Source organism: Flavobacteriaceae bacterium, assembly GCA_014075215.1.
In the GTDB taxonomy this organism is placed as follows: Bacteria; Bacteroidota; Bacteroidia; order Flavobacteriales; family Flavobacteriaceae; genus Polaribacter.
Map to the genome: position 1 here is coordinate 703305 of CP046177.1, position 20574 is coordinate 723878.

The window sequence follows — 20574 nt, forward strand, 5'->3', positions numbered from 1 at the left end:
TGATGTAAAAGTACAATTTAATCGACTATAATATTAAAAGAATTTGCAAGGCCTTTGTATGCTTCCAGATCTGCTCTCAGAGAACCTACTGCCAGTGATGCTTTTAATCTTACAGGAATTTTATTGTTATCTGCAGTAACCCAAACAGTTACACTTTCATTCTCTTTAAAAACTCTTCCGGCTTGAACAACCGGTCTAAAAATATAGGTTTCGACTTTTCCAAATTTGGTTTGTAGTCTTTTCCTCCCCAAATACCTTAATTTGAAAGGGTGCGCCTTTTCATCAAAAAACATATTTATTTCAATATGATCTCCTGCTTTTAAAGTGTCTACTTTTTGATCTCTCAAATAATAAAAAGAAGAGAGTATATCTTGTACATCTTCAATTGTAATATAATTTGTTGTATCTATTTTGTAATCGGTTATGATAGCTTTTTTGTTTTCATAATCAAATTTGATATCTCTTTTTATCGTATAACCACCTTCATTTACATCTCTTTTAAAAAGATAAGGTTTTGTTTCTTCTTTATCAAAGTAAGATTCGTATACATCTCTTACTTTAAAAAACCAACTGATCACTCCTGATGTCCAGCCGGTTCCTTTGGCGTGGTATACTTTTTTGCCATCCAATTCTTTCTCTGCCACTTCCAAAACAGCAGTCCCGGCTTTTAAAAAACCACTATAACTCATTTTATAACGAAGCCATTCGCCATTTTTAAAAGCTTTCGGGGTTATTTTTTTCTGACCGGCTAAAGTAATGGAAGAAAGGACTAACAGAAATAAAACAATATTTCTTTTCATGGGAACCAAACTTATAAAAAATGAATGACAAAACATATTCCAAAAATTGAAAAAGCCAATGAAATAGTATGATTATATGTTTTTTAACGTTTTTTTAAAACGCCCCCCAATTTTTTAGTTCTTCTTCGCTCCATAAATACGGATAAAAAATTCTTCTTTGATATTTAGGGTGCAGGTATTTGCGCCAATTACTCCCTCCGGTAGCTTCCAGTTCTTTATCATCTCCGCCCAAATATTTTCCGGCTGCGCCATAATGAGCCATGACCCACTTTACATTCACCGTATAATCATAGTGCCGCATGGCTTCGACAAGTTCTTTATTTTTTTGAACATCTTCAGGGAGTTGTTTGAACTTTTTTGAAAGATTACATTCATTATAATCTTCCATAAAATCAATAAAATCTCCCATGTATTTTTTGTCAAACAATTGAATTAAAATCGATTTTTCACCCGTAGTATGATTAACACCCGCAGCCTGCCAATACAAATGATTATAAGCATTTTTAAAAGAAGAACTCCTGTCAATGGTATCCCTGAAGCGGGCATCAATCAGATTGATTAACTCGGTAGAAGCAAACTCAATTTTCCTGTATTGAGCACTCTGAAAACCGCTTGCCGGAGCTAAAGTATTTCTGAATTTCAAATATTGTTCAGGATCCATTCCATCAGCCATTACCGTAAAAGAGCTGGATAGTATGTCAAAATAGCGGCTAATGCGCATCAAATGTTTGGTAAACTTCTCTGCGGTGATTTTTTTTGATTTCGCTACTTGATCTATTTCCCAGAGAATCATTTTAAACAACAGTTCGTTTACCTGATGATACATAATAAACACCATTTCATCCGGTTGTGTGGTTCTTGGAGTTTGCAATCCAAGCAAAGCATCTGTTTGAATATAATCCCAGTAGGTAATGGGTTTACTCCACAAAAGTCCTTCCAGCATAGCATGTATCGGAACCCCCAATTTTTGGTATTTTTCTTCTATGGCCTTTAAAATGTCGTCTTTACTCATTTTTGTATTTTAAGAGCAAGGAGAAAAGAATAGAGAATATCAGCAAGACAGCACTTATCTCTATTTCTTTTATCCAATATCTATTTTCTGCTATCTAACATCTCTTTTCTATTATTTACAAAGTCCCTCTTTTCTGCTGTTCTCTTTCAATAGATTCGAACAAAGCTTTAAAATTTCCTGCGCCAAAACCTCTGGCTCCCATTCTTTGTATGATTTCAAAAAACAACGTAGGCCTGTCTTCTACCGGTTTGGTAAAAATTTGTAGCAAATAGCCTTCTTCGTCGGCATCTACCAAAATAGAAAGTTCTTGTAACCTGGAAATATCTTCTTTCATGATTTTCATATGTTCTCCCAAGCGTTCCGGAATCATATCATAATAGGCCTGCGGTGGCGGCGGTAAAAATTCAACTCCCCTTGCTTTTAGCTGGGAAACCGTTTCAATAATATCATCCGTAGCCACAGCTATATGCTGTACGCCTTCTCCTTCATAAAAATCCAAATATTCTTCTATTTGGGAACGTTTAGCTGCTTTTGCAGGTTCATTGATAGGAAATTTGATTCGCCCGTTTCCGTTGCTCATTACCTTGCTCATTAAAGCGGAATATTCTGTATGAATTTGTTTATCATCAAACGATAAAAAGTTCACAAATCCCATGACCTCTTCGTACCATTTTACCCATTTATTCATTTGTCCCCAGCCAACATTTCCCACCATATGATCAATGTATTTTAATCCTACCGGAGTAGGATTGTAGTCAGATGTCCATTTCACGAATCCAGGTAAAAATAACCCATTGTAGTTTTTACGTTCGATAAATGTATGAATGGTTTCTCCATACGTGTATATTCCGGCTCTGACAACTTCTCCGTATTCATCTTTTTCGACCATTGGTTCCATAAAAGATTTTGCACCACGTTTGGTGGTTTCTTCGTAAGCGCTTTTTGCATCATCTACCCATAAAGCAATCACTTTTACTCCGTCTCCATGGCGAACAATATGGTCATTGATCGGAGATTTGCTGTTTAAAGGTGTGGTTAAAACCAATCTGATCTTGCCTTGTTTTAGAACATAACTTACAGCATCTTTTGAGTCTGTTTCCAAACCTCTGTAGGCATGAGATTGAAATCCGAAAGCTGTTTTGTAAAAATGTGCTGATTGCTTAGCATTTCCAACATAGAACTCTACATAGTCTGTACCTAATAACGGAAGGAAATCTTCTGCTCCTTCAAATATTTTTTCTAAACCGTAGTTTACTGATTTTATTTCCTTACTCATAATATGTGAATTAGAAAATTAGTAGATTAGCGAATTATTTTTTCGAACTACTAATAATTTTATTTAATATTTTAATGATTATGCTTAATTTATCAATTAATTGATTAGGGTTAGGGTATGAATCTAAATTCTTACATAGAAATAACCAATATTCTGTTTCATCTGCTTCTTTCAAAGCTATTTTCATCTTATGAATAAAATCTGCTTTGCTTTCTTGCATTTTGGGCTTCTTTTACATTTGCCCCAACAGATGTACCAGATCCTATTATTTGCTTAGAAAGAACGTATTTTCTTTTTTCTTCTAGCGATTCAGAATATTGAATTATCTGAAGCGAAAATTCAAAAGTCTCTTTTAATATGGGGTTGTTCAGATATTTTTCACTCTTAGAAAAAATCATAATTAACTCATTTCCTAATTAACTCATTGGCTAAATTTAACCTATTCAAGCCAAGATTTGTGATAATCTTCATCCGCTATTTTCATAGCTTCTTCTGTAATCTTTAACGGTTTAAACGTGTCTACCATTACTGCCAATTCTTCTGTTTTTGTTTGGCCGATACTTCTTTCGGTAGCCCCCGGGTGTGGCCCGTGTGGAATTCCGGCAGGATGCAAAGAAATATGTCCGGCATCTATATCATTCCGACTCATAAAATCACCATCTACATAATATAAAACTTCATCAGAATCTATATTACTGTGATTGTACGGTGCAGGAATGGAATCAGGGTGATAGTCATACAAGCGAGGTACAAAACTACAAACTACAAAAGCATCGGTTTCAAAAGTTTGATGTACCGGAGGCGGTTGATGAATTCTTCCCGTAATGGGTTCGAAATCGTGAATTGAAAATGCATACGGATAATTATAGCCATCATAGCCTACTACATCAAAAGGGTGCGAAGCGTAGATCATTTCTATAATTTCATCTTGTTTTTTTACTTTCATCAAGAAATCTCCTTTTTCGTCATAGGTTTCCAGTTTTTGTGGCTGACGGATATCACGCTCACAGAAAGGAGCGTGCTCTAAAAGTTGCCCAAACCAGTTTCTATATCTCTTAGGCGTATAAATAGGCCGGTAGGATTCTACAATAAACAAACGATTGTTTTCGGAATCAAAATCGATCTGATAGATAATACCTCTTGGAATGAGTAAATAATCACCATAACTAAAATCTAAGTTTCCCATATGAGTTCTTAGCGTTCCCGAACCTTTGTGAATAAAGATCAATTCGTCTGCATCTGTATTTTTATAAAAATAATCTCTAAATGAGTTTTTAGGCGCTGCTAAAATAATATTACAATCAGCATTCGTTAAGACCGTTTTTCTACTTTCTAAATAGCCGTCAACCGGAGGAACCTGAAATCCTCTGAATCGATAGGACTGAATATGGTTAGCCTTAGCAATTTTTGGAGCAACAGCATATTGTTTTTTGATCTCCTTGACCATAGTAGGTCTGTGTTCATGATATAAATTAGATGACATCCCGTCAAAACCTATGGTTCCAAACAGTTGCTCATAATATAAGCTTCCATCTTCTTTTCTGAATTGTGTATGTCTTTTGGGTGGAATGTTCCCAAGTTTATAATAAAAAGGCATTTTTTAATGGGTTAATGTAACAATGAATTAACAACTCCTTATACATTATATAATTGTTTAAGAAATTAAGACTATACAAAAGTACATGAATTTTTTCATTTGAAAATTCACAAAAACAAATGAAAAAAATTTATGGATTAACGAAGTAGTTACTGAAGTGAAACTAAATTTTGTATTTTTTAATTTAGTACATGACAAAAAATATAATTAATTGATTATCAGTAAATTAAATGTTAAATAATTAAAATAAAGCATTGATTTTCAGTATATTAGAAGAATAACATCACTCATTTTTCTAATGAAAAAAACCAATGCTTCCACTAAAAGTAGTGAATTAAATTCAGTTTTAAGTTCTCATTTCCAAGGTAAGATCAATTTGGCAAGAATCAAACTCATATCACATTTCATTATCGCCCTCTGTAAGGTACAGACAGTTACCTTTGAAAAGGTAGCCAACGCTTTTGAGACCTCAGTAGATTCGAAGTCATCACTCAGACGTATTCAAAGATTTATTGCTGATTATTCGTTGGATGGAGATTTGATCGCTCGTCTTATATTTAGTCTCCTTCCTAAGCAAGAGGGATTGATCTTGAGTATTGATAGGACCAATTGGAAGTTTGGTCAGACCAACATCAACATTTTTAAGTTGGGAGTTGTCTATAAAGGTGTTGCCTTCCCATTGTTATTTACTATGTTAGATAAGCCAGGGAACTCTAACAGTCAGGAGCGTATTGATCTTGTGAATCGTTTCATAAGACTTTTTGGCAAAGATGTTATTAAATCCATTGTAGCCGATAGAGAGTTTGTAGGTAATCATTGGTTGGATTTCTTGAATACAAATGGAATCAAATATTATATCCGCATTCGAAACAACTTTAAGGTAGAGCTTCCTGATAAGAACAAAACCATCAAAGTATTTCACTTGTTTAATCCACATAAGATCAATGAGTTTGTGTATTATCCTAAAATTGTACGTGTTAATGGTCAGCTTTGTTTCCTTTCCGGATGCAAGTTGTACCCAAAAAATGGAAAGCCTGATTTCTTAATCATTGTATCGTTCAACGCTCCTGATAAGGCCTTTGAACAATACAAAGAACGATGGCAGATAGAGATGTGTTTTAAAGCAATGAAAGCCAGTGGCTTTGATATTGAAAACACACACCTGCAAGATATTAAGCGTATTGAAAAATTAGTACTGTTTGTAATGATGGCTTTCGTATGGTGTTACAAAGTTGGTATATATTTACATCAGATTAAGCCTATCAAAATAAAAAAGCATGGAAGAATGGCTAAAAGCATATTCAAATATGGATTAGATTATATCGCTTCTGTGCTATTAAACCCTGTAAATCAAAACAATATGAACTTGACTAAATTTTTGTCATGTACTTAGATTTTTTAATCAAAATTTAGTTTTTTACAGAAGAAATATAATGAACTCATTTAAACTTTTTGGGTTTAAGCGAAAATTAGAAGTTTTTAGGGCTGTTGAAGGATTTTTTGAGTTGCATAGCAGCACTACGGAAGGAAAAAAAGACAAAAACAGAGCGGCAAACAGAAAGTTTAAATGAGTTCAATTAAAAGTTACGAGTGATAAGAGCTGAAAATTGAAGGTATCTCTATTTTCTTTTGGTTCTCATTGCTTTTATTTTCTTGATTGAATCATCAGATACAAATTTCCTGTACTCTTCCGTTTCAACTCCATACGTTGCCATTTATATAAAAAACCTTTAATGCCATTGAGCATTTTTACTTTTTTCAATGAGTTGTTTTAGCTTTTCCAAATTTATATCAGCTAATTTGTTGATGTACAAACATCCTTTTCCTCATGTACATTTTCCCAACTCTTTAAGTAAACTTTCTTCTTTGTCAATGTCAAAATTCAAATAAATTGTCAATTTTGTTTTTCTTTGGGCAAAGCCTATATGAAACCATTCGAATGTTTCTTTATTTCCTCTGTGCTGGTATTTATATTTCCCAAAACCTATTAAAAAATCCGGTGTTTTCTCATTGCCCCAAATCTTTGGTACTTTTCCGGTAATTTCTTGAATTAACGACAGTACTTTTTTACTGCCTTCTTTTTTTCAAGTGTTTTCAATACTTTCAATAAATGCTTTTACACTTCTATTGGTCTCTTTGGTTGCAAGACCTGCCATAATCCTTAACTTAATTAATCTTTCTTCACAAATATACCTTCAACTAGATCTTTTTTATGCTCTTTAACTCTCCGGTGCCATTGTTATTTCTAATCCATTCAATTCCGGAGTAATTGGTATTTGACAAACTAAACGACTGTTGCCTTCTACATAAAATGCTTCTGCTAACATCAAATCTTCATCATCTGACATTTCGGGTAGCTTGTGGTTTGATTTAATATAACATTGACAGGAAGCACACATTGCCATTCCTCCGCAAACACCGATAGTTCCTTCCGGAGCCAACTCATAAGAGCGAATAATTTCCATCAGATTCATTGACATATCTGTTGGTGCCTTTACTTCATGTAACACTCCTTCCCTATCGGTTATCTTTAGGGTAATGTCTGTCATTTATAAGAAATAATTGATTCCTAAAAGTTGAAACAATGGCATGATAGCAACCAGTAAGATCAAAATAATGGCACAAATTTTTACTACAATAGAATTTGTATCGGATAAGGGAATATTATTTCCTGCTACGTTTCTTTCTTGCAAAAGAACATCTTTGTATGTATAAATAGGTTCTGGCTGTTTTTCTCCAACAATTGAAGTGTGTTTTTCAGAAATCTTTCTATAGTATAAAAGTAACAATACAACAATTGCTATTGAACCTATAGAAAAAATCACAAATTCATATCCTGACAGACTAAAATAGTTTCTTGAAATCGGAATTAAATTTAAGAACCTCATACGGTTATATTTTATCCTTATAAAGATAAAAAAACTATTCTATCTTTTTAATTACTGCTTTTGGGGCTTCTTTTTTAGATCCGTCAAAACCTTCAACCCCGCTAACAGTTGTGTATTTCATTACATATTTTTTATTGGGATGAATCCGTTGATAAGCACTTTGGCACATGAGAGTGGCTTCGTGGAATCCACACAAAATTAGTTTTAACTTTCCCGGGTAGGTATTGACATCCCCAATGGCATATATTCCCGGTATATTGGTTTGATAATCCAGTGCATTGTTTACTTTGATTGCATTCTTTTCTATTTCTAATCCCCAGTTGGCAATGGGCCCTAATTTTGGCGATAACCCAAATAAGGGAATAAAATGATCTACAGTTAAAGTAATTTTTCCATCACTGTTTTTGATGATGGATACTCCTGTTAGATGATCTTGTCCATGAATTTCTTTTACTTCCGCAGGAGTGATTAGATTTATTTTTCCTCTGTCTTTTAACTCCTGAATTTTTTCTACTGAGTCTAATGCTCCGCGAAATTCATTCCTTCTATGTACCAATGTAACTTCCGAAGCGACATTAACCAAAAAAATAGCCCAATCTAATGCAGAATCTCCTCCTCCGGCAATCACTACTTTTTTATTTCTATAGATTTCAGGGTCACGGATAATGTATTCTATTCCCTTATCTTCAAAATCTGTAATATTCGGAATAGGGGGTTTTCTGGGTTCAAAACTTCCCAATCCACCTGCAATGGCTACTACGGGAGCACAATGTTTTGTTCCTTTATTTGTGGTCACTATAAATGTATTATCATCATATTTTTCGATGGTTTCGGCTCGCTCACCCAGCGTAAATCCCGGGTTAAACGGCTTAATTTGCTCCATCAATTTATCCGTTAAATCACCGGCTAGAATTTCGGGATATGCCGGAATATCATAAATAGGTTTTTTAGGATAAATCTCTGAGCATTGACCCCCTGCCTGGGGCATTGCATCTATCAAATGACACTTTAATTTTAATAATCCGGCTTCAAAAACGGTAAAAAGCCCTGTAGGACCTGCTCCAATAATTAAAATATCTGTTTTTATCATTTTCTTTATGTTATTCCTACTTTTTGCAGAGATGACATTCTTTCAATTTATTTATAACAGTGACAGCAGCAAATCAGCATGAAGTACTCTCGCTTTGTAGAACTTGTATATTAGCGTAGTTCGTTATTCAATATTAATGACTTCCTTGATATGGGGGACATATCTTTTAATGGTAGCTTCCACACCGTTTTTAAGTGTTATTTGATTTACAGAACACCCGATACAATTCCCCTCTAACTGAACTTTAACAGTCGCATCTTCAATAGAAAGAAGTTTGATGTTACCACCATCACTTTCTAAAAAGGGGCGAATTTCGCCCAATGCTTTTTCAACATTTTCCAAGGTTTCTTGTGTTGTCATACTACTTACTTTTTAACGGTGCTACAACCGCTCATTGTTGTAATTCTTACAACTTCCGTTGGTGGCAAGTTAGCATTTCTTTTTAACAATTCTGAAACCATTTCTTTAGTAATTTCAGAAAATGCTTTTTCCAAAGGCGTATTTTCCTGTAATGCTACGGGATGACCAACATCACTTGCTTCACGAATACTTTGTACCAGAGGAATTTCTCCTAAGAATTGTGTTTCTATGTCTTCTGCCAGATACTTTGCTCCGTTTTTACCAAAAATATAATATCTATTGTCCGGTAATTCTTCCGGAGTGAAATAGGCCATATTTTCTACTATTCCCAATACAGGTACTTTAATACTTTCCTGTTGAAACATTGCTACTCCCTTTTTTGCATCGGCCAATGCAATATTTTGCGGTGTACTGACCACTACAGCTCCGTTAACAGGGAGCGCCTGTACTATGGATAAATGTACATCTCCTGTTCCGGGAGGTAAATCGATCAGTAAAAAATCCAACGCTCCCCAATCGCCATCAAAAATGAGTTGATTTAGTGCTTTGGAAGCCATAGGGCCACGCCAAATAACCGCCTGATTCGGGTTGGTAAAAAATCCCAGCGATAATAATTTAACTCCATAGTTTTCTATAGGTTTCATTTTAGAACGGCCATCTACATTTACGGATAATGGCCTTTCTTTCTCAACACCAAACATTAAATGCATAGACGGCCCATAAACATCTGCGTCTAAAACTCCTACTTTAAATCCCATTTTAGCTAAAGTGATAGCTATATTGGCTGTTATTGTTGATTTTCCTACACCTCCTTTTCCCGAAGCTATTGCAATGATGTTTTGAATATTCGGGATTTCTTTTCCCCGAATCAAATTCTCGTCTTTTTTTTTGGGGTTTGGTACTGATTTTATGTTGACTTTTACATCAATTTTTTGATCGATCTGCTGATGAATTACCTTCATTACTTCTCCTTCTATTTTCTTCTTGGCTTGTAATGTCGGGTTGCTAATAGTGATATCCACCACAATCTCATCTCCAAAAACCACTACATTGGTTACATTGTTATTCTCCATCAGGTTTTTTCCTTCGCCGGGAGCGGTAATAGTTTCCAAAGCTTTATATATATCTTGCTTTTTAAAAGACATCTTTCTTCTTTAAATTCATTCTAAATTGCAAAGATACATCTTAGTCCTTCAAGTTTCAAGGTTAAAGGCTGGAAAGTTTGAGGCTAAAGTGTTAATAAAGTGGAAGTGCTACATTTGACAGGACAGTAAGAAAGGAGTTTATATATTTATAAACTTTAAAAATTAAACAATGTCAAACCCACGAAATTTTTATACCAAAGAATTTAAGCATAAGGCAGTAGAGTTAAGTTATGCAAAAGGTAGTATAAAACAAACTTGTAAAGATTTGGATATTTCCATATCCTCTTTATCTCGCTGGGGTCAAGAATTAAAACAATACGGTAATAAAAATAGTTTTCCTGGTAAAGGGAATTTAAAATTAACAGATCAAGAGCGAGAAATTATAGCTTTAAAAAAAGAATTACAGGATATTCATTTAGAGAATGAGATATTAAAAAAGGCGGTAAGCATTTTCTCCAAGAGCGACAAGAGAAGTATCAATTTATAAAATATCATAAATTGAAATTTCCTGTTGAGAAAATGTGTAGTATTTTAAAAGTAAGTAGAAGTAGTTATTATAATTGGCTTAAGTGTGGTTCTTCAAAACGATGGTTAACAAATGAACGTATTATGTTTTTTATACAAAAAATATTTGAAGATAGTTATCATAGCTATGTATCTCCTAGAATAAAAAAGGAATTAGAAAAGTATGGCTATTTTGTTTCTCCAAGAAGGATCAGTAAGTTGATGAAGTTACTTGGCTTATTTGTAAGGCGGTCTTATAAATTTAGAGCGTTAACAGATTCTAATCATAAATATCCCATAGCACCAAATTTATTAAATCAAAACTTTAGTGTTGATAGAGAAAATCAAGTATGGGTGTCAGATATGACTTATATTTCTACAAAACAAGGCTGGATGTACTTAACTGTAATTATAGATTTGTTTAATAGAAAGGTAGTGGGATGGTCGTTTAGTAAAGACTTAACCACAGAAAATACCATTATCAATGCTTGGAAAATGGCTATTAACAAAATTCAGATTACAAAAGATTTAATTTTTCATTCTGACAGAGGTTCTCAATATGCTAGTCATAATTTTACAGATTTGATTAAATCTTACAACGGTTTAATAAAACAATCTATGAGTAGAAAAGGAAATTGTTGGGACAATGCCGTAGCAGAATCTTTCTTTAAATCTTTGAAGGTAGAATGGGTCTATAAATACCAATATCTAACAAAATCTCAAGCAGAATTATCTGTCTTTAAATGGATAGAAACTTGGTACAATAGAAAAAGATTACACTCAGCTTTAGGATTAAAATCTATTGAAGAATTTGAAACAGAAATGAAAAATCAAACATTAGCAGCATAATCTCTTTTCTTTTTGTCTAGTTTTTTGTTGCAAGTCCAAGAAGAATTGACACTGTACACCATTGAACAAGAAAAACAAATAGAAGCATTAAAAAAAGAAAACGAATTACTGAAGCATTTGCATCGGAGAGTCCTGAAAATTGAACAAGCGTTCATAAAGAAAGAATAAAAAAATTGTCCTGTTTCCGAATTATACCTATCAGACTTTAAATTTATTTCAAGAGACCTTTGCCGTGGTATATTCCGTATTGAAATTGATTTGACTTCAAATTTCTTACTTCTCGAAAATTTTAAATCCTCAAAACCAACAGGTTATTCCGGTTGAAAATGTTCTTCGGGTATCGAACTTTTTTGCCAAATCAATTCAAAGGCATCATATTATAAAACAATAAATGCCAATCAAGGGTTGATTTCATCAACACCTTGATTATTAAAAGATTGAAAAATTAAAAGGATTAAAAACTTCATTTTTAAAAATGTAAGTTACTGAACTTCAGCATTAAATTTTAACCCTTGATTCGCGTAATAAATATTTTAGTTTAAAGCAATAATAACCATTAAAAATAATTCATGATGGAAAAAATACTTTTTAGCTTTGTTTTTATACTGACAAGTTATGCAACCTTAAGTTAAAATCCGTTAGGCATTGGCACACCACGACATGCTTCCGCAACTTTGGGTGTTAGCTCTGCAACGAAAGGTTTGTTAACTCCACGGATGAACCAGGTAAGGAAGTTTAAAGCCTGTTTATTTAGCTCAGTATAATAGTCATTAAACCGTTTTCCTGTAAACTCATCCTGGCTTTTCATTCGGTTAAAAATAAAAACCCGGGATGAGCTTTGTTTTAAATACCCTTAAATCATTCATAAAATCAAATCTTTACATTTAATTTAAAGTGTTTTTTTGGGAGATGGTTAAAGAAAACAAAAAAAATTGTACTTTGCAGGAACTAACAAACAATTTTATATTATGATAAAAAAAGTATGGTTCTTTATTTTTGTATTGCTTAGTGGCTCGACGATGTTTGCTCAAACCACTATAACAGGAACTGTAAAAGATGCAAAAACAGGAGAAACGCTTCTTGGAGTGAATATTAAAGTTTTAGGAAAAGCTGTGGGAACAACTACGGGTTTTGATGGGAACTTTACATTAACCGTTTCAGATACTCCTCCGTTTATTATTGAAATTTCAACACTTGGATTTCAAACCGAGAAAATCGAAATTACCGGGAATAATCAAAAAATAGAAGTTAGTTTAAAGGAAAATGCAACTGCCTTAGATGAGGTAGTTATATCTGCTTCCAGAACCCCGGAACGTATTATGGAATCTCCCGTGACCGTAGAGAGAATGGATATCAGGGAAATTAAAAACACATCCTCCCCATCTTTTTACGATGGTCTGGAAAACCTGAAAGGAGTTGATGTCAACGCTAATAGTTTGACCTTTAAATCCGTAAACACGCGTGGTTTTGCCACTTTTGCAAATACAAGGTTTGTCCAATTGGTGGACGGAATGGATAATTCTTCACCAGCACTTAATTTTGCTCTGGGAAATTTATTAGGAATGTCCGAATTAGATGTTCAAACCATAGAGCTGCTTCCGGGGGCATCTTCTGCACTCTATGGAGCTAATGCATTTAATGGAATCATGTTTATGACAAGTAAAAGCCCTTTTGATGATCAAGGGGCGAGCTTTGTACATAAAGAAGGGATCACCAGTCAGGATGCGGCAGGTAATAACAGGTTTTACGATATCAGTGTTAGAGTTGCTTATGCATTTTCAGATACATTTGCAGCAAAAGCAACATTTTCTTTCTTAAAAGGAAAAGAGTGGTTTGCTACTGATTATCGGAATACTTCTTCGGCAGGAGATTATATTGCCGGAGACAGAGCAAGTGATATAAACTATAATGGGTTAAATGTATACGGAGACGAAGTCTCTACCAATATCAGAGGAGTAGCTCAAACACTGATAGGTTTGGGCGTTTTGCCTGCCGGGGCTGATGCATTGGTTCCCAGTGTTAATGTGAGCAGGAGGGGGTATGATGAAGTAGATTTAATGAACTATAATGCCAAAAGTCTTAAATTTGGAGGAGCCCTGCATTACAGACCGTTGGGCGATGATCGTTTGGAGATTATATGGAACAGTAAATTTGGTAGAGGGAATACCATCTACCAGGGAGCTAACAGATATAATATTCAGAACTTCTTTATGCAACAACACAAATTAGAAGTCCGCGGAAAAAGTTTTTTTGTCAGAGGGTATGTGACAGACGAGGATGCAGGAGACTCTTATGATACCCGATTTACTGCCATCAATATTAACAGGCGATGGAAAGACGATAATACTTGGTTTGGAGAATATGTCGGAGCTTTTGTACAAGGAACCTTAGGTGGGCTATTACCTGCTCAGGCACATGCTCTGGCAAGGCAAACAGCAGAAACAGGAAGGTTGCTGCCCGGAACAGATGAATTTATAACTGCATTCAACGCGGTAACAGGAGATCCGAACCTAACAACAGGATCTAAATTTGTAGACAACTCAAAATACTATCATGTAGATGCAAATTTGAATTTAAGAGATTACATAACATTTGCAGAACTACAAGTAGGAGGTTCATACAGATTATATTCATTAAACTCCCAAGGAACTATTTTTACAGACTATGACGGTCCTATACGGTATGACGAATATGGAATATACACACAAATGCAAAAGAAATTTTTAGAAGAAGACCGTTTAAAATTAACCGCATCTGTCAGATATGATAAAGCTCAGAATTTTAATGGAAATTTTTCTCCGAGGATATCCTTAGCCTATGCTGCCGGAGAAAACAAAAACAGTAACTTTAGAGCTTCTTTCCAAACAGGATTTAGAAACCCGACAACGCAGGATCAATACATTGGTATAGATCTCGGTGCTGCAATATTAGTCGGATCTGCTTCGGATAACTTAGACAGATATTTGTCTTCTCCTTTAACAGTAAGTGGAGCAGGACAAGCATTTACGGGAGGTGCTGCTACCGTAAGAATATCAGGTAGAAGTGCATATGACAACTCATTTTCTGCATCGGGAGTTCAAAACGGACAATTTATAAAAGCAACACCGGGATTAGTAAAACCGGAAAAAGTAACAGCTTATGAAGTAGGGTATAGAGGATTCATAAATGTTGCAGATCACAGAGTAATAATAGATTTAAGCGGTTATTACAATAATTATGATGATTTTATATCTACACAAAATGTAATAGTTCCTTATTACGGACAAACGGATTTATCAGATGTAACCAATACACCAACCGGGCCTGTACCAAATGCGGTCATAGCAGTTAGAAACGGAGATTTTAGAGCTTTTCAGGTATATACGAACTCTAGAGCAGATGTTAGTTCTTATGGGGCTTCCATAGGAGTTAACACAAAAATTTATGGGTTTGATGTGGGTGCAAATTACACCTACGCAAAATTCGATTTTAATCAAGCTACGGATCCGGATTTTGAAGGTTCTTTTAATACTCCGGAAAACAAATTAAAGGCTCAATTTGGAAAACAAAATTTATTTAAAAATTTTGGATTCAATGTAAATGTAAGATGGCAGGATGAATACCTGTGGGAATCGTCATTTCACGACACCGTTATTGAGGGCCGGACTGTGTTAGATGCCCAAATTAATTACAGAATTCCCAAATGGAAATCAATAATTAAGGTCGGCGGGGCCAACTTAACAAGAAAAGAATATTTTAGCGCACCGGGAGTTGGAGCTATAGGTTCTCAATACTACCTGTCTTTGACAATTAATAACTAAAAAGAAAGAAACATGAAAAAAATAAAACACGTATGGTTATTGGTTTTGGTTGCCGGATTGACAGCTTGTAATGTCAATAACTCCTTAGATGAAATAGCAGCGACTCCACAAACGGTAGTTCCGCTTTCGGCAGGAACAGCGGATTTTTCAAAATACGTTGCTGTTGGTGCTTCTTTTACAGCAGGGGTTTCTGATGGAACCGTATTTTTGGCATCACAATCAAGTTCTTTTCCCCATATCATGTCCACCATGATGGCGAACGCAGGAGGAGGTGCTTTTACACAGCCTTTAGTAAGTGATAATATAGGAGGGCTTTTACTCGGAGGCACACAGATTAGCAACCCAAGGTTGTTTTTCAACGGATCAGGACCAGCGGTATTAACAGGTGTTTCTACAACGGAAGTAAGTAATATTTTAACAGGGCCTTTTAACAATATGGGAGTGCCCGGAGCCAAAAGTTTTCATCTGGTAGCTCCCGGGTATGGTGGTTTGGCAAATGTTCCGTTAGGAGCAGCCAACCCATACTACGCCAGGATGGCTTCCAGCCCTACTGCTACTGTTTTGGCAGATGCCATTGCCCAAAACCCCACCTTTTTTACAGTCTCCGAAATTGGCGGGAATGACGTGCTGAGTTATGCAACCACCGGAGGAATAGGCGTTGTTCAAACAAGTGTCGACCCAACAACCTATGGGCCTAATGATATTACAGCCCCCGCTTTATTTAATACTGTTTTTACAAATGTGATAAATACATTAACGGCAGGAGGCGCCAAAGGAGTTGTTCTTACCATTCCTTCCATTGTAAATTTACCCTTTTTTACAACAGTTCCTTATAATGCAATACCCCTAGACGCTACAACAGCAACTCAGGTAAATGCAGGATATGCAACCTATAATAGCGGGCTGCAATTGGCAGTTGCTAATGGGTGGATTACTGCTGCTGAAATGGCGAAAAGAACTATTTCTTTTGCTGCCGGACAAAATGCGGTAGTGATTATAGATGAAGATTTAACAGACTTAACAGGTTTTGGTATTCCTAGTTACAGGCAGACAACAGCTAGTGATTTTTTAGTACTAACAAGTTCTTCTTTTCTGGGAACGACTGTTGGAGGAAACCCGCTATTAATAAACGGAGTTACCGTTCCGCTTGCAGACAACTGGGTATTAACACCTGAAGAACAAAACAATATTCAGATAGCTATAAATGCATACAATACTGTGATTACATCTGTTGGTAATGCCAAAGGGCTGGCTGTGGTGGATTTAAACCAGTTACTAACCGATGCGGCAGGTTCGGGAACTCAATTTGATGAATATACAATGACCGCCAATTTAGTATTTGGAGGTTTGATTAGTTTAGACGGAATTCATCTGACGAGTAGAGGCTATGCATTGATGGCAAATAAAATATTAGAAGCCATTGATACTACTTACGGATCTAATTTTAAAGCTTCCGGAAATATTGCCAAAGTGTCAAACTATCCGACAAATTATCCTCCGGGAATTTAGTTTTATAAAAAACACAACTCGTAAATAAAAAATCTGGATAAGATACCATTCGGTTTTTTTTATTTCACAAAACTTTTTATAAGCTTCACAAGTTCTTTGAGTTTATCAGGCGGATTATCATCATCAAAAGAAGCAGATTGGTAAGAGTCCTTTTCCGTTAAAAAAGTAATAGTAGCAGTAAGTGCACCATCATAAAACCTCTTATTTGAAGGTGCCTTTAATTTGGAAACCCGGGAAAGGTCCATATTTTTTAAAACCTAATATAAATTTTTTAACTTTTTAGTTTTTAATATTATTTTTTTAGTTTTTTGATTTGTTGCTTCATAGGTTAAAGAATTTGATATAATAACTATTTTTTCCATTCTTCCTCTTGTGATTGCTTCATAGGTTAATTCTTTTACTAAGGGTTTGGGAGCAGGCGGACAGCCAAAACAAATTAATAAAGTCAATACGGCATATAACAGTGATTTTTTCATGACATAAAATTTCTATAAATATAAACAAAGAAATTATACCAAAAAGAACCCCTAAATAGCTCATATTCTCTTGATATTTTAAAAGAGTTGGTATATACCTTTCAAACTTTACAACTTTCAAACATTATAAAGTATTACAGAAACATTGCAATCGCTTTTCTTAGGGAAGAAGCCAAAATATCTATTTCTTCTTTGGTATTATAAAAAGCGAAAGAAGCTCTTACAGTACCCGGAATTTTGTAAAAATCCATAATAGGCTGTGCACAGTGGTGTCCTGTTCTGACAGCAATTCCTATTTTATCTAAAACAGCACCGATATCATATGGGTGGATTCCTTTTATATTAAAAGATATCACAGACATCTTACGGGAAACTCCGTAAATCTTCAAATCTTCTATTTCTTTCAGTTTTTGGGTTCCGTATGCCAACAACTCTTGTTCGTATGTAGCAATGGATTCAAAACCCACAGATTTCATATAGTCAATTGCTACTCCAAAAGCAATTCCGCCGCAAATATTCGGAGTTCCCGCTTCAAATTTATGAGGTAGTCCTGCATATGTTGTTTTTTCGAAAGTAACTGTTTCTATCATCTCGCCCCCTCCTTGGTAGGCGGGTAGTTTTTCCAACCATTCTTTTTTTCCATACAAAAAACCAATGCCTGTCGGGCCGCAAACTTTATGTGCGGAAGCTACATAAAAATCTACTCCTAACGTCTGAAAATCTACTTTTACATGTGGAACAGCCTGTGCCCCGTCAATTAAAACCGCAGCACCGACACGATGTGCTTTTTCAATGATTTCCTCAATAGGGTTAATAGTTCCTAAAGCATTGGAAATATGATTGCAAAAAACCAATTTTGTGTTTTCCGAAAGAAGGTCGTCATATGATTCCATCAGTAAGGCTCCTTCTCCATTCATTGGAATGACTTTTAATACAGCGCCTGTTTTTTCACAGAGCATTTGCCAGGGTACAATATTTGAGTGATGCTCTAGCGCAGAAACGATGATTTCATCTCCTTGCTCAAGCAAATCTGAGAAGCCTGAAGCAACTATATTGATGCTGTGAGTAGTTCCGGAAGTAAAAATCATTTCACGGGCATATTTTGCATTAAAATGTTTCTGGAGTATCATTCGTGCCTGCTCGTATTTATCTGTGGCTTCCTGACTCAACGTGTGTACTCCTCTGTGGATATTTGCATTATAGTTAGCATAATAATCAACAATAGCATCTATCACAATTTTTGGTGTTTGCGAAGTAGCAGCATTATCAAAATATATCAAAGGTTTTCCATTTACGGTTCTCTGTAAAATAGGAAAATCTTTACGTATTTTTTCTATCGGAAACATCTTATTTATTTTGTTTTACAAAGGTACTTGAAAAATAATACAGTATAATGTTTGAAAGTTGTAAAGTTTGAAAGGTTCGTTTAACTTTCTTAACTATTGATAGGTTTACTTTGTCTCTTTCATATGTACCAATGATTCAAAAAAATTAAATTTTCCATAGGGTATTTTCATTTTCGTTTGTTTTAATTCTGTAATAACCCAATTTAAAACTAACAATTATGAAAAGCTTTAAAATCTTTTTGTGTGCAGTCATCTTTTCTACATCATTTACACTGTTCTTTTCTTGTTCAAAGACTAATGAAATAGTACCTGTAAGTGTTTTCGACGGTTCTAATTCCGATACTAGTGGCAGCAATGGTTTGCAAAGTGGCTCACAGGGAGAAATTACATTATATAGAGTAAACAATGGAACAATTACTAAAATACAAGATTATAATGTCTCCGGTATTGATTTAAATTATCAACAAGATATTGCAAAGCACCATGAAATTTGGGATTTAGTTACCAAAATTGTGCCTTCGGATCAGCTTGTAAAAATGTCTGAATTTATGATATATAATGGGGAGGTGTCCGGATCTGCAGGCTATGTATTTCCAACAAATAATAACTTAAGCAACCCGTTGTGCATTTTAAATAATGCTGATTTTAATGTTGTTGATATTTCTATTAAAGATAAATTTGTTGATGTATTGAATTACAGTTAAAGCAGATATCTTAGATATTATTCTTGTTTTAAATCCTTCAAAAGTTTTAGCATAGTTTCTTCGAATCATAAACTGGTCATATAATTGTGAGAACAAAGTTTCTATACGTTTTCTAGATTTTCTAAAAATATAAGCTTGTTTCTTATACTGATTTTGATTATTTCTCATTGGTGTATTTAATTTAATATCATAGGTTTCAAATAAATTAAGTTGAACTTCTGCGGATAAATATCCTCTATCACCAATTAAAGTAGCGCTTTTAATCTGCATTTTAACCGCTTTAAGATAATTGATATCATGTACAGATGCTGGACTAAAATCGATACTCTGAAAAACACCGCTCACAGAACAAATTGCGTGCAACTTATACCCGTAATAATTAGTACCTTGAGATGCACAATAACCTTTGTCTGGAAAGGTATGCATTGTTTCTTTGCAGATTTTAGAACGATAACTTCTTGATAATTTGCAAACTTCCAAAGGCATACTGTCAACGATAAAATAATTCTCAAATTCATTAAAGTAGGAAGCTAATTTTAATCGAATACTGTCCAAATGATCTAATAATCTACGCCTTCTTTTGTTATAAACACTTCGTTCTATTTTCTGGTAAATTGCAATTGGGAGTTTCCTAAACAAATCATTCTCGCTATCAATTCCCATAAATTCTACCGTTAAACTTAAACTGATGAGTTCTAAATCACTAAGTTTAGGTTCACGCCTTTGATAAATTAAAAGTTGTTCTTTTGATATTTTTCTTAATACTTCCAATATTCTTTCGTAATTTGCATTTAAGTTGTTCATTATAAATGATTTGTGATTAAATCAATTTACTGATTTTCAGTAAGATGAACAACCTTTTTTGTCCTAAATCATAATGCACAACGGGTGTATATATATAACGTAACCATAAATATCGATGAAACGATACATCAAGAATGGCTGGTTTGGATAGAAAACCATATCCGGGAAATGCTGGCAACAGGTCGGTTTTTATCTGCAAGGCTAATACAGGTACTGGTAGAAGAAGAGACGGGAGGAGTAACGTATTCTATACAATACACTGCTGATAGCAGAAAAAATTTAGATGATTACTACCTATTCGATGCCAGGAAACTTCGAAAAGAAGGCACGCAAAAATTTGCGGATAAAATGGTTGCTTTCAGGACGGAACTAAAAATCATTAACGAGTTTTATCCTGACTCGGTAAACAACTAA

Annotated in this window: 21 protein-coding genes and 1 pseudogene; 7 read left to right on the forward strand and 15 right to left on the reverse strand. The window is 34.7% G+C overall.

Annotated features, from left to right (window positions below; genetic code table 11):
- Positions 1 to 17: 17 nt before the first annotated feature.
- The 5 genes and pseudogenes from GKR88_03515 to GKR88_03535 form a co-directional block, all read right to left on the reverse strand.
- Positions 18 to 800 carry a DUF3108 domain-containing protein gene (locus tag GKR88_03515; protein QMU63431.1) on the reverse strand — a complete coding sequence of 261 codons (783 nt, stop codon included), beginning with the start codon at positions 798 to 800 and terminating at the stop codon, positions 18 to 20.
- Between the two features lie 94 nt (positions 801 to 894).
- Entirely contained in the window at positions 895 to 1812 is a 918-nt protein-coding gene (locus GKR88_03520) for a tryptophan 2,3-dioxygenase (GenBank protein QMU63432.1), read from the reverse strand.
- 115 nt (positions 1813 to 1927) lie between these two features.
- The gene (hppD, locus tag GKR88_03525) at positions 1928 to 3088 is read right to left on the reverse strand and encodes a 4-hydroxyphenylpyruvate dioxygenase (GenBank protein ID QMU63433.1); all 1161 of its coding nucleotides are present in this window, start codon (positions 3086 to 3088) and stop codon (positions 1928 to 1930) included.
- A 34-nt stretch (positions 3089 to 3122) separates the two neighbouring features.
- A pseudogene (locus GKR88_03530) lies at positions 3123 to 3486 on the reverse strand (four helix bundle protein).
- A 41-nt stretch (positions 3487 to 3527) separates the two neighbouring features.
- Positions 3528 to 4685, reverse strand: a complete 1158-nt coding sequence (locus GKR88_03535) for a homogentisate 1,2-dioxygenase (GenBank protein QMU63434.1) — start codon at positions 4683 to 4685, stop codon at positions 3528 to 3530.
- Between the two features lie 298 nt (positions 4686 to 4983).
- On the opposite strand from GKR88_03535, the gene GKR88_03540 reads away from it, so the two are divergent.
- The gene (locus GKR88_03540) at positions 4984 to 6078 is read left to right on the forward strand and encodes an IS4 family transposase (protein ID QMU63435.1); all 1095 of its coding nucleotides are present in this window, start codon (positions 4984 to 4986) and stop codon (positions 6076 to 6078) included.
- Positions 6079 to 6118: 40 nt separating this feature from the next.
- Positions 6119 to 6256, forward strand: a complete 138-nt coding sequence (locus GKR88_03545) for a hypothetical protein (GenBank protein ID QMU63436.1) — start codon at positions 6119 to 6121, stop codon at positions 6254 to 6256.
- Between the two features lie 648 nt (positions 6257 to 6904).
- Here the strand turns inward: GKR88_03545 and GKR88_03550 are convergent.
- From GKR88_03550 to GKR88_03570, 5 genes are all read right to left on the reverse strand, one after another.
- Positions 6905 to 7234 (reverse strand): 2Fe-2S iron-sulfur cluster binding domain-containing protein, encoded by a 330-nt coding sequence (locus GKR88_03550; GenBank protein QMU63437.1) that lies wholly within the window; start codon positions 7232 to 7234, stop codon positions 6905 to 6907.
- A complete protein-coding gene (locus GKR88_03555) occupies positions 7235 to 7573 on the reverse strand; it encodes a hypothetical protein (GenBank protein QMU63438.1) in 339 nt (112 codons plus the stop codon). It abuts the gene before it with no gap.
- A 34-nt stretch (positions 7574 to 7607) separates the two neighbouring features.
- Positions 7608 to 8663, reverse strand: a complete 1056-nt coding sequence (locus GKR88_03560; GenBank protein QMU63439.1) for a ferredoxin--NADP(+) reductase — start codon at positions 8661 to 8663, stop codon at positions 7608 to 7610.
- Positions 8664 to 8786: 123 nt separating this feature from the next.
- Complete coding sequence (locus GKR88_03565) at positions 8787 to 9023, reverse strand: NifU family protein (protein QMU63440.1); 237 nt, start codon at positions 9021 to 9023, stop codon at positions 8787 to 8789.
- A 5-nt stretch (positions 9024 to 9028) separates the two neighbouring features.
- Complete coding sequence (locus GKR88_03570) at positions 9029 to 10168, reverse strand: P-loop NTPase (protein QMU63441.1); 1140 nt, start codon at positions 10166 to 10168, stop codon at positions 9029 to 9031.
- A 169-nt stretch (positions 10169 to 10337) separates the two neighbouring features.
- On the opposite strand from GKR88_03570, the gene GKR88_03575 reads away from it, so the two are divergent.
- A protein-coding gene (locus GKR88_03575) for an IS3 family transposase (protein QMU63442.1) occupies positions 10338 to 11521 on the forward strand; the annotation gives its coding sequence in 2 pieces (ribosomal slippage) (positions 10338 to 10599 and positions 10599 to 11521; 1185 coding nt in all).
- Positions 11522 to 12149: 628 nt separating this feature from the next.
- Here GKR88_03575 and GKR88_03580 read toward each other — a convergent pair.
- Complete coding sequence (locus GKR88_03580) at positions 12150 to 12329, reverse strand: hypothetical protein (protein ID QMU63443.1); 180 nt, start codon at positions 12327 to 12329, stop codon at positions 12150 to 12152.
- 160 nt (positions 12330 to 12489) lie between these two features.
- On the opposite strand from GKR88_03580, the gene GKR88_03585 reads away from it, so the two are divergent.
- Positions 12490 to 15321 (forward strand): TonB-dependent receptor plug domain-containing protein, encoded by a 2832-nt coding sequence (locus GKR88_03585; protein ID QMU63444.1) that lies wholly within the window; start codon positions 12490 to 12492, stop codon positions 15319 to 15321.
- Positions 15322 to 15333: 12 nt separating this feature from the next.
- Positions 15334 to 16830, forward strand: coding sequence for a G-D-S-L family lipolytic protein (locus GKR88_03590; GenBank protein QMU63445.1), 1497 nt, complete (start codon positions 15334 to 15336; stop codon positions 16828 to 16830).
- Positions 16831 to 16889: 59 nt separating this feature from the next.
- On the opposite strand, the gene GKR88_03595 is transcribed toward GKR88_03590, so the two are convergent.
- The 3 genes from GKR88_03595 to sufS form a co-directional block, all read right to left on the reverse strand.
- Positions 16890 to 17075 carry a hypothetical protein gene (locus GKR88_03595; GenBank protein QMU63446.1) on the reverse strand — a complete coding sequence of 62 codons (186 nt, stop codon included), beginning with the start codon at positions 17073 to 17075 and terminating at the stop codon, positions 16890 to 16892.
- Positions 17076 to 17087: 12 nt separating this feature from the next.
- On the reverse strand, positions 17088 to 17306 hold the full coding sequence (locus GKR88_03600; protein ID QMU63447.1) for a hypothetical protein: 219 nt from the start codon (positions 17304 to 17306) through the stop codon (positions 17088 to 17090).
- Positions 17307 to 17440: 134 nt separating this feature from the next.
- Positions 17441 to 18652, reverse strand: a complete 1212-nt coding sequence (sufS, locus tag GKR88_03605; GenBank protein QMU63448.1) for a SufS family cysteine desulfurase — start codon at positions 18650 to 18652, stop codon at positions 17441 to 17443.
- 218 nt (positions 18653 to 18870) lie between these two features.
- Between sufS and GKR88_03610 the strand changes: the two genes are divergently transcribed.
- Entirely contained in the window at positions 18871 to 19356 is a 486-nt protein-coding gene (locus GKR88_03610) for a hypothetical protein (GenBank protein QMU63449.1), read from the forward strand.
- Here GKR88_03610 and GKR88_03615 read toward each other — a convergent pair.
- Positions 19282 to 20160 (reverse strand): IS982 family transposase, encoded by an 879-nt coding sequence (locus GKR88_03615; GenBank protein QMU63450.1) that lies wholly within the window; start codon positions 20158 to 20160, stop codon positions 19282 to 19284. The two genes, GKR88_03610 and GKR88_03615, sit on opposite strands and share 75 nt — an antisense overlap.
- 84 nt (positions 20161 to 20244) lie before the next feature.
- Between GKR88_03615 and GKR88_03620 the strand changes: the two genes are divergently transcribed.
- The gene (locus GKR88_03620; protein QMU63451.1) at positions 20245 to 20574 is read left to right on the forward strand and encodes a DUF4286 family protein; all 330 of its coding nucleotides are present in this window, start codon (positions 20245 to 20247) and stop codon (positions 20572 to 20574) included.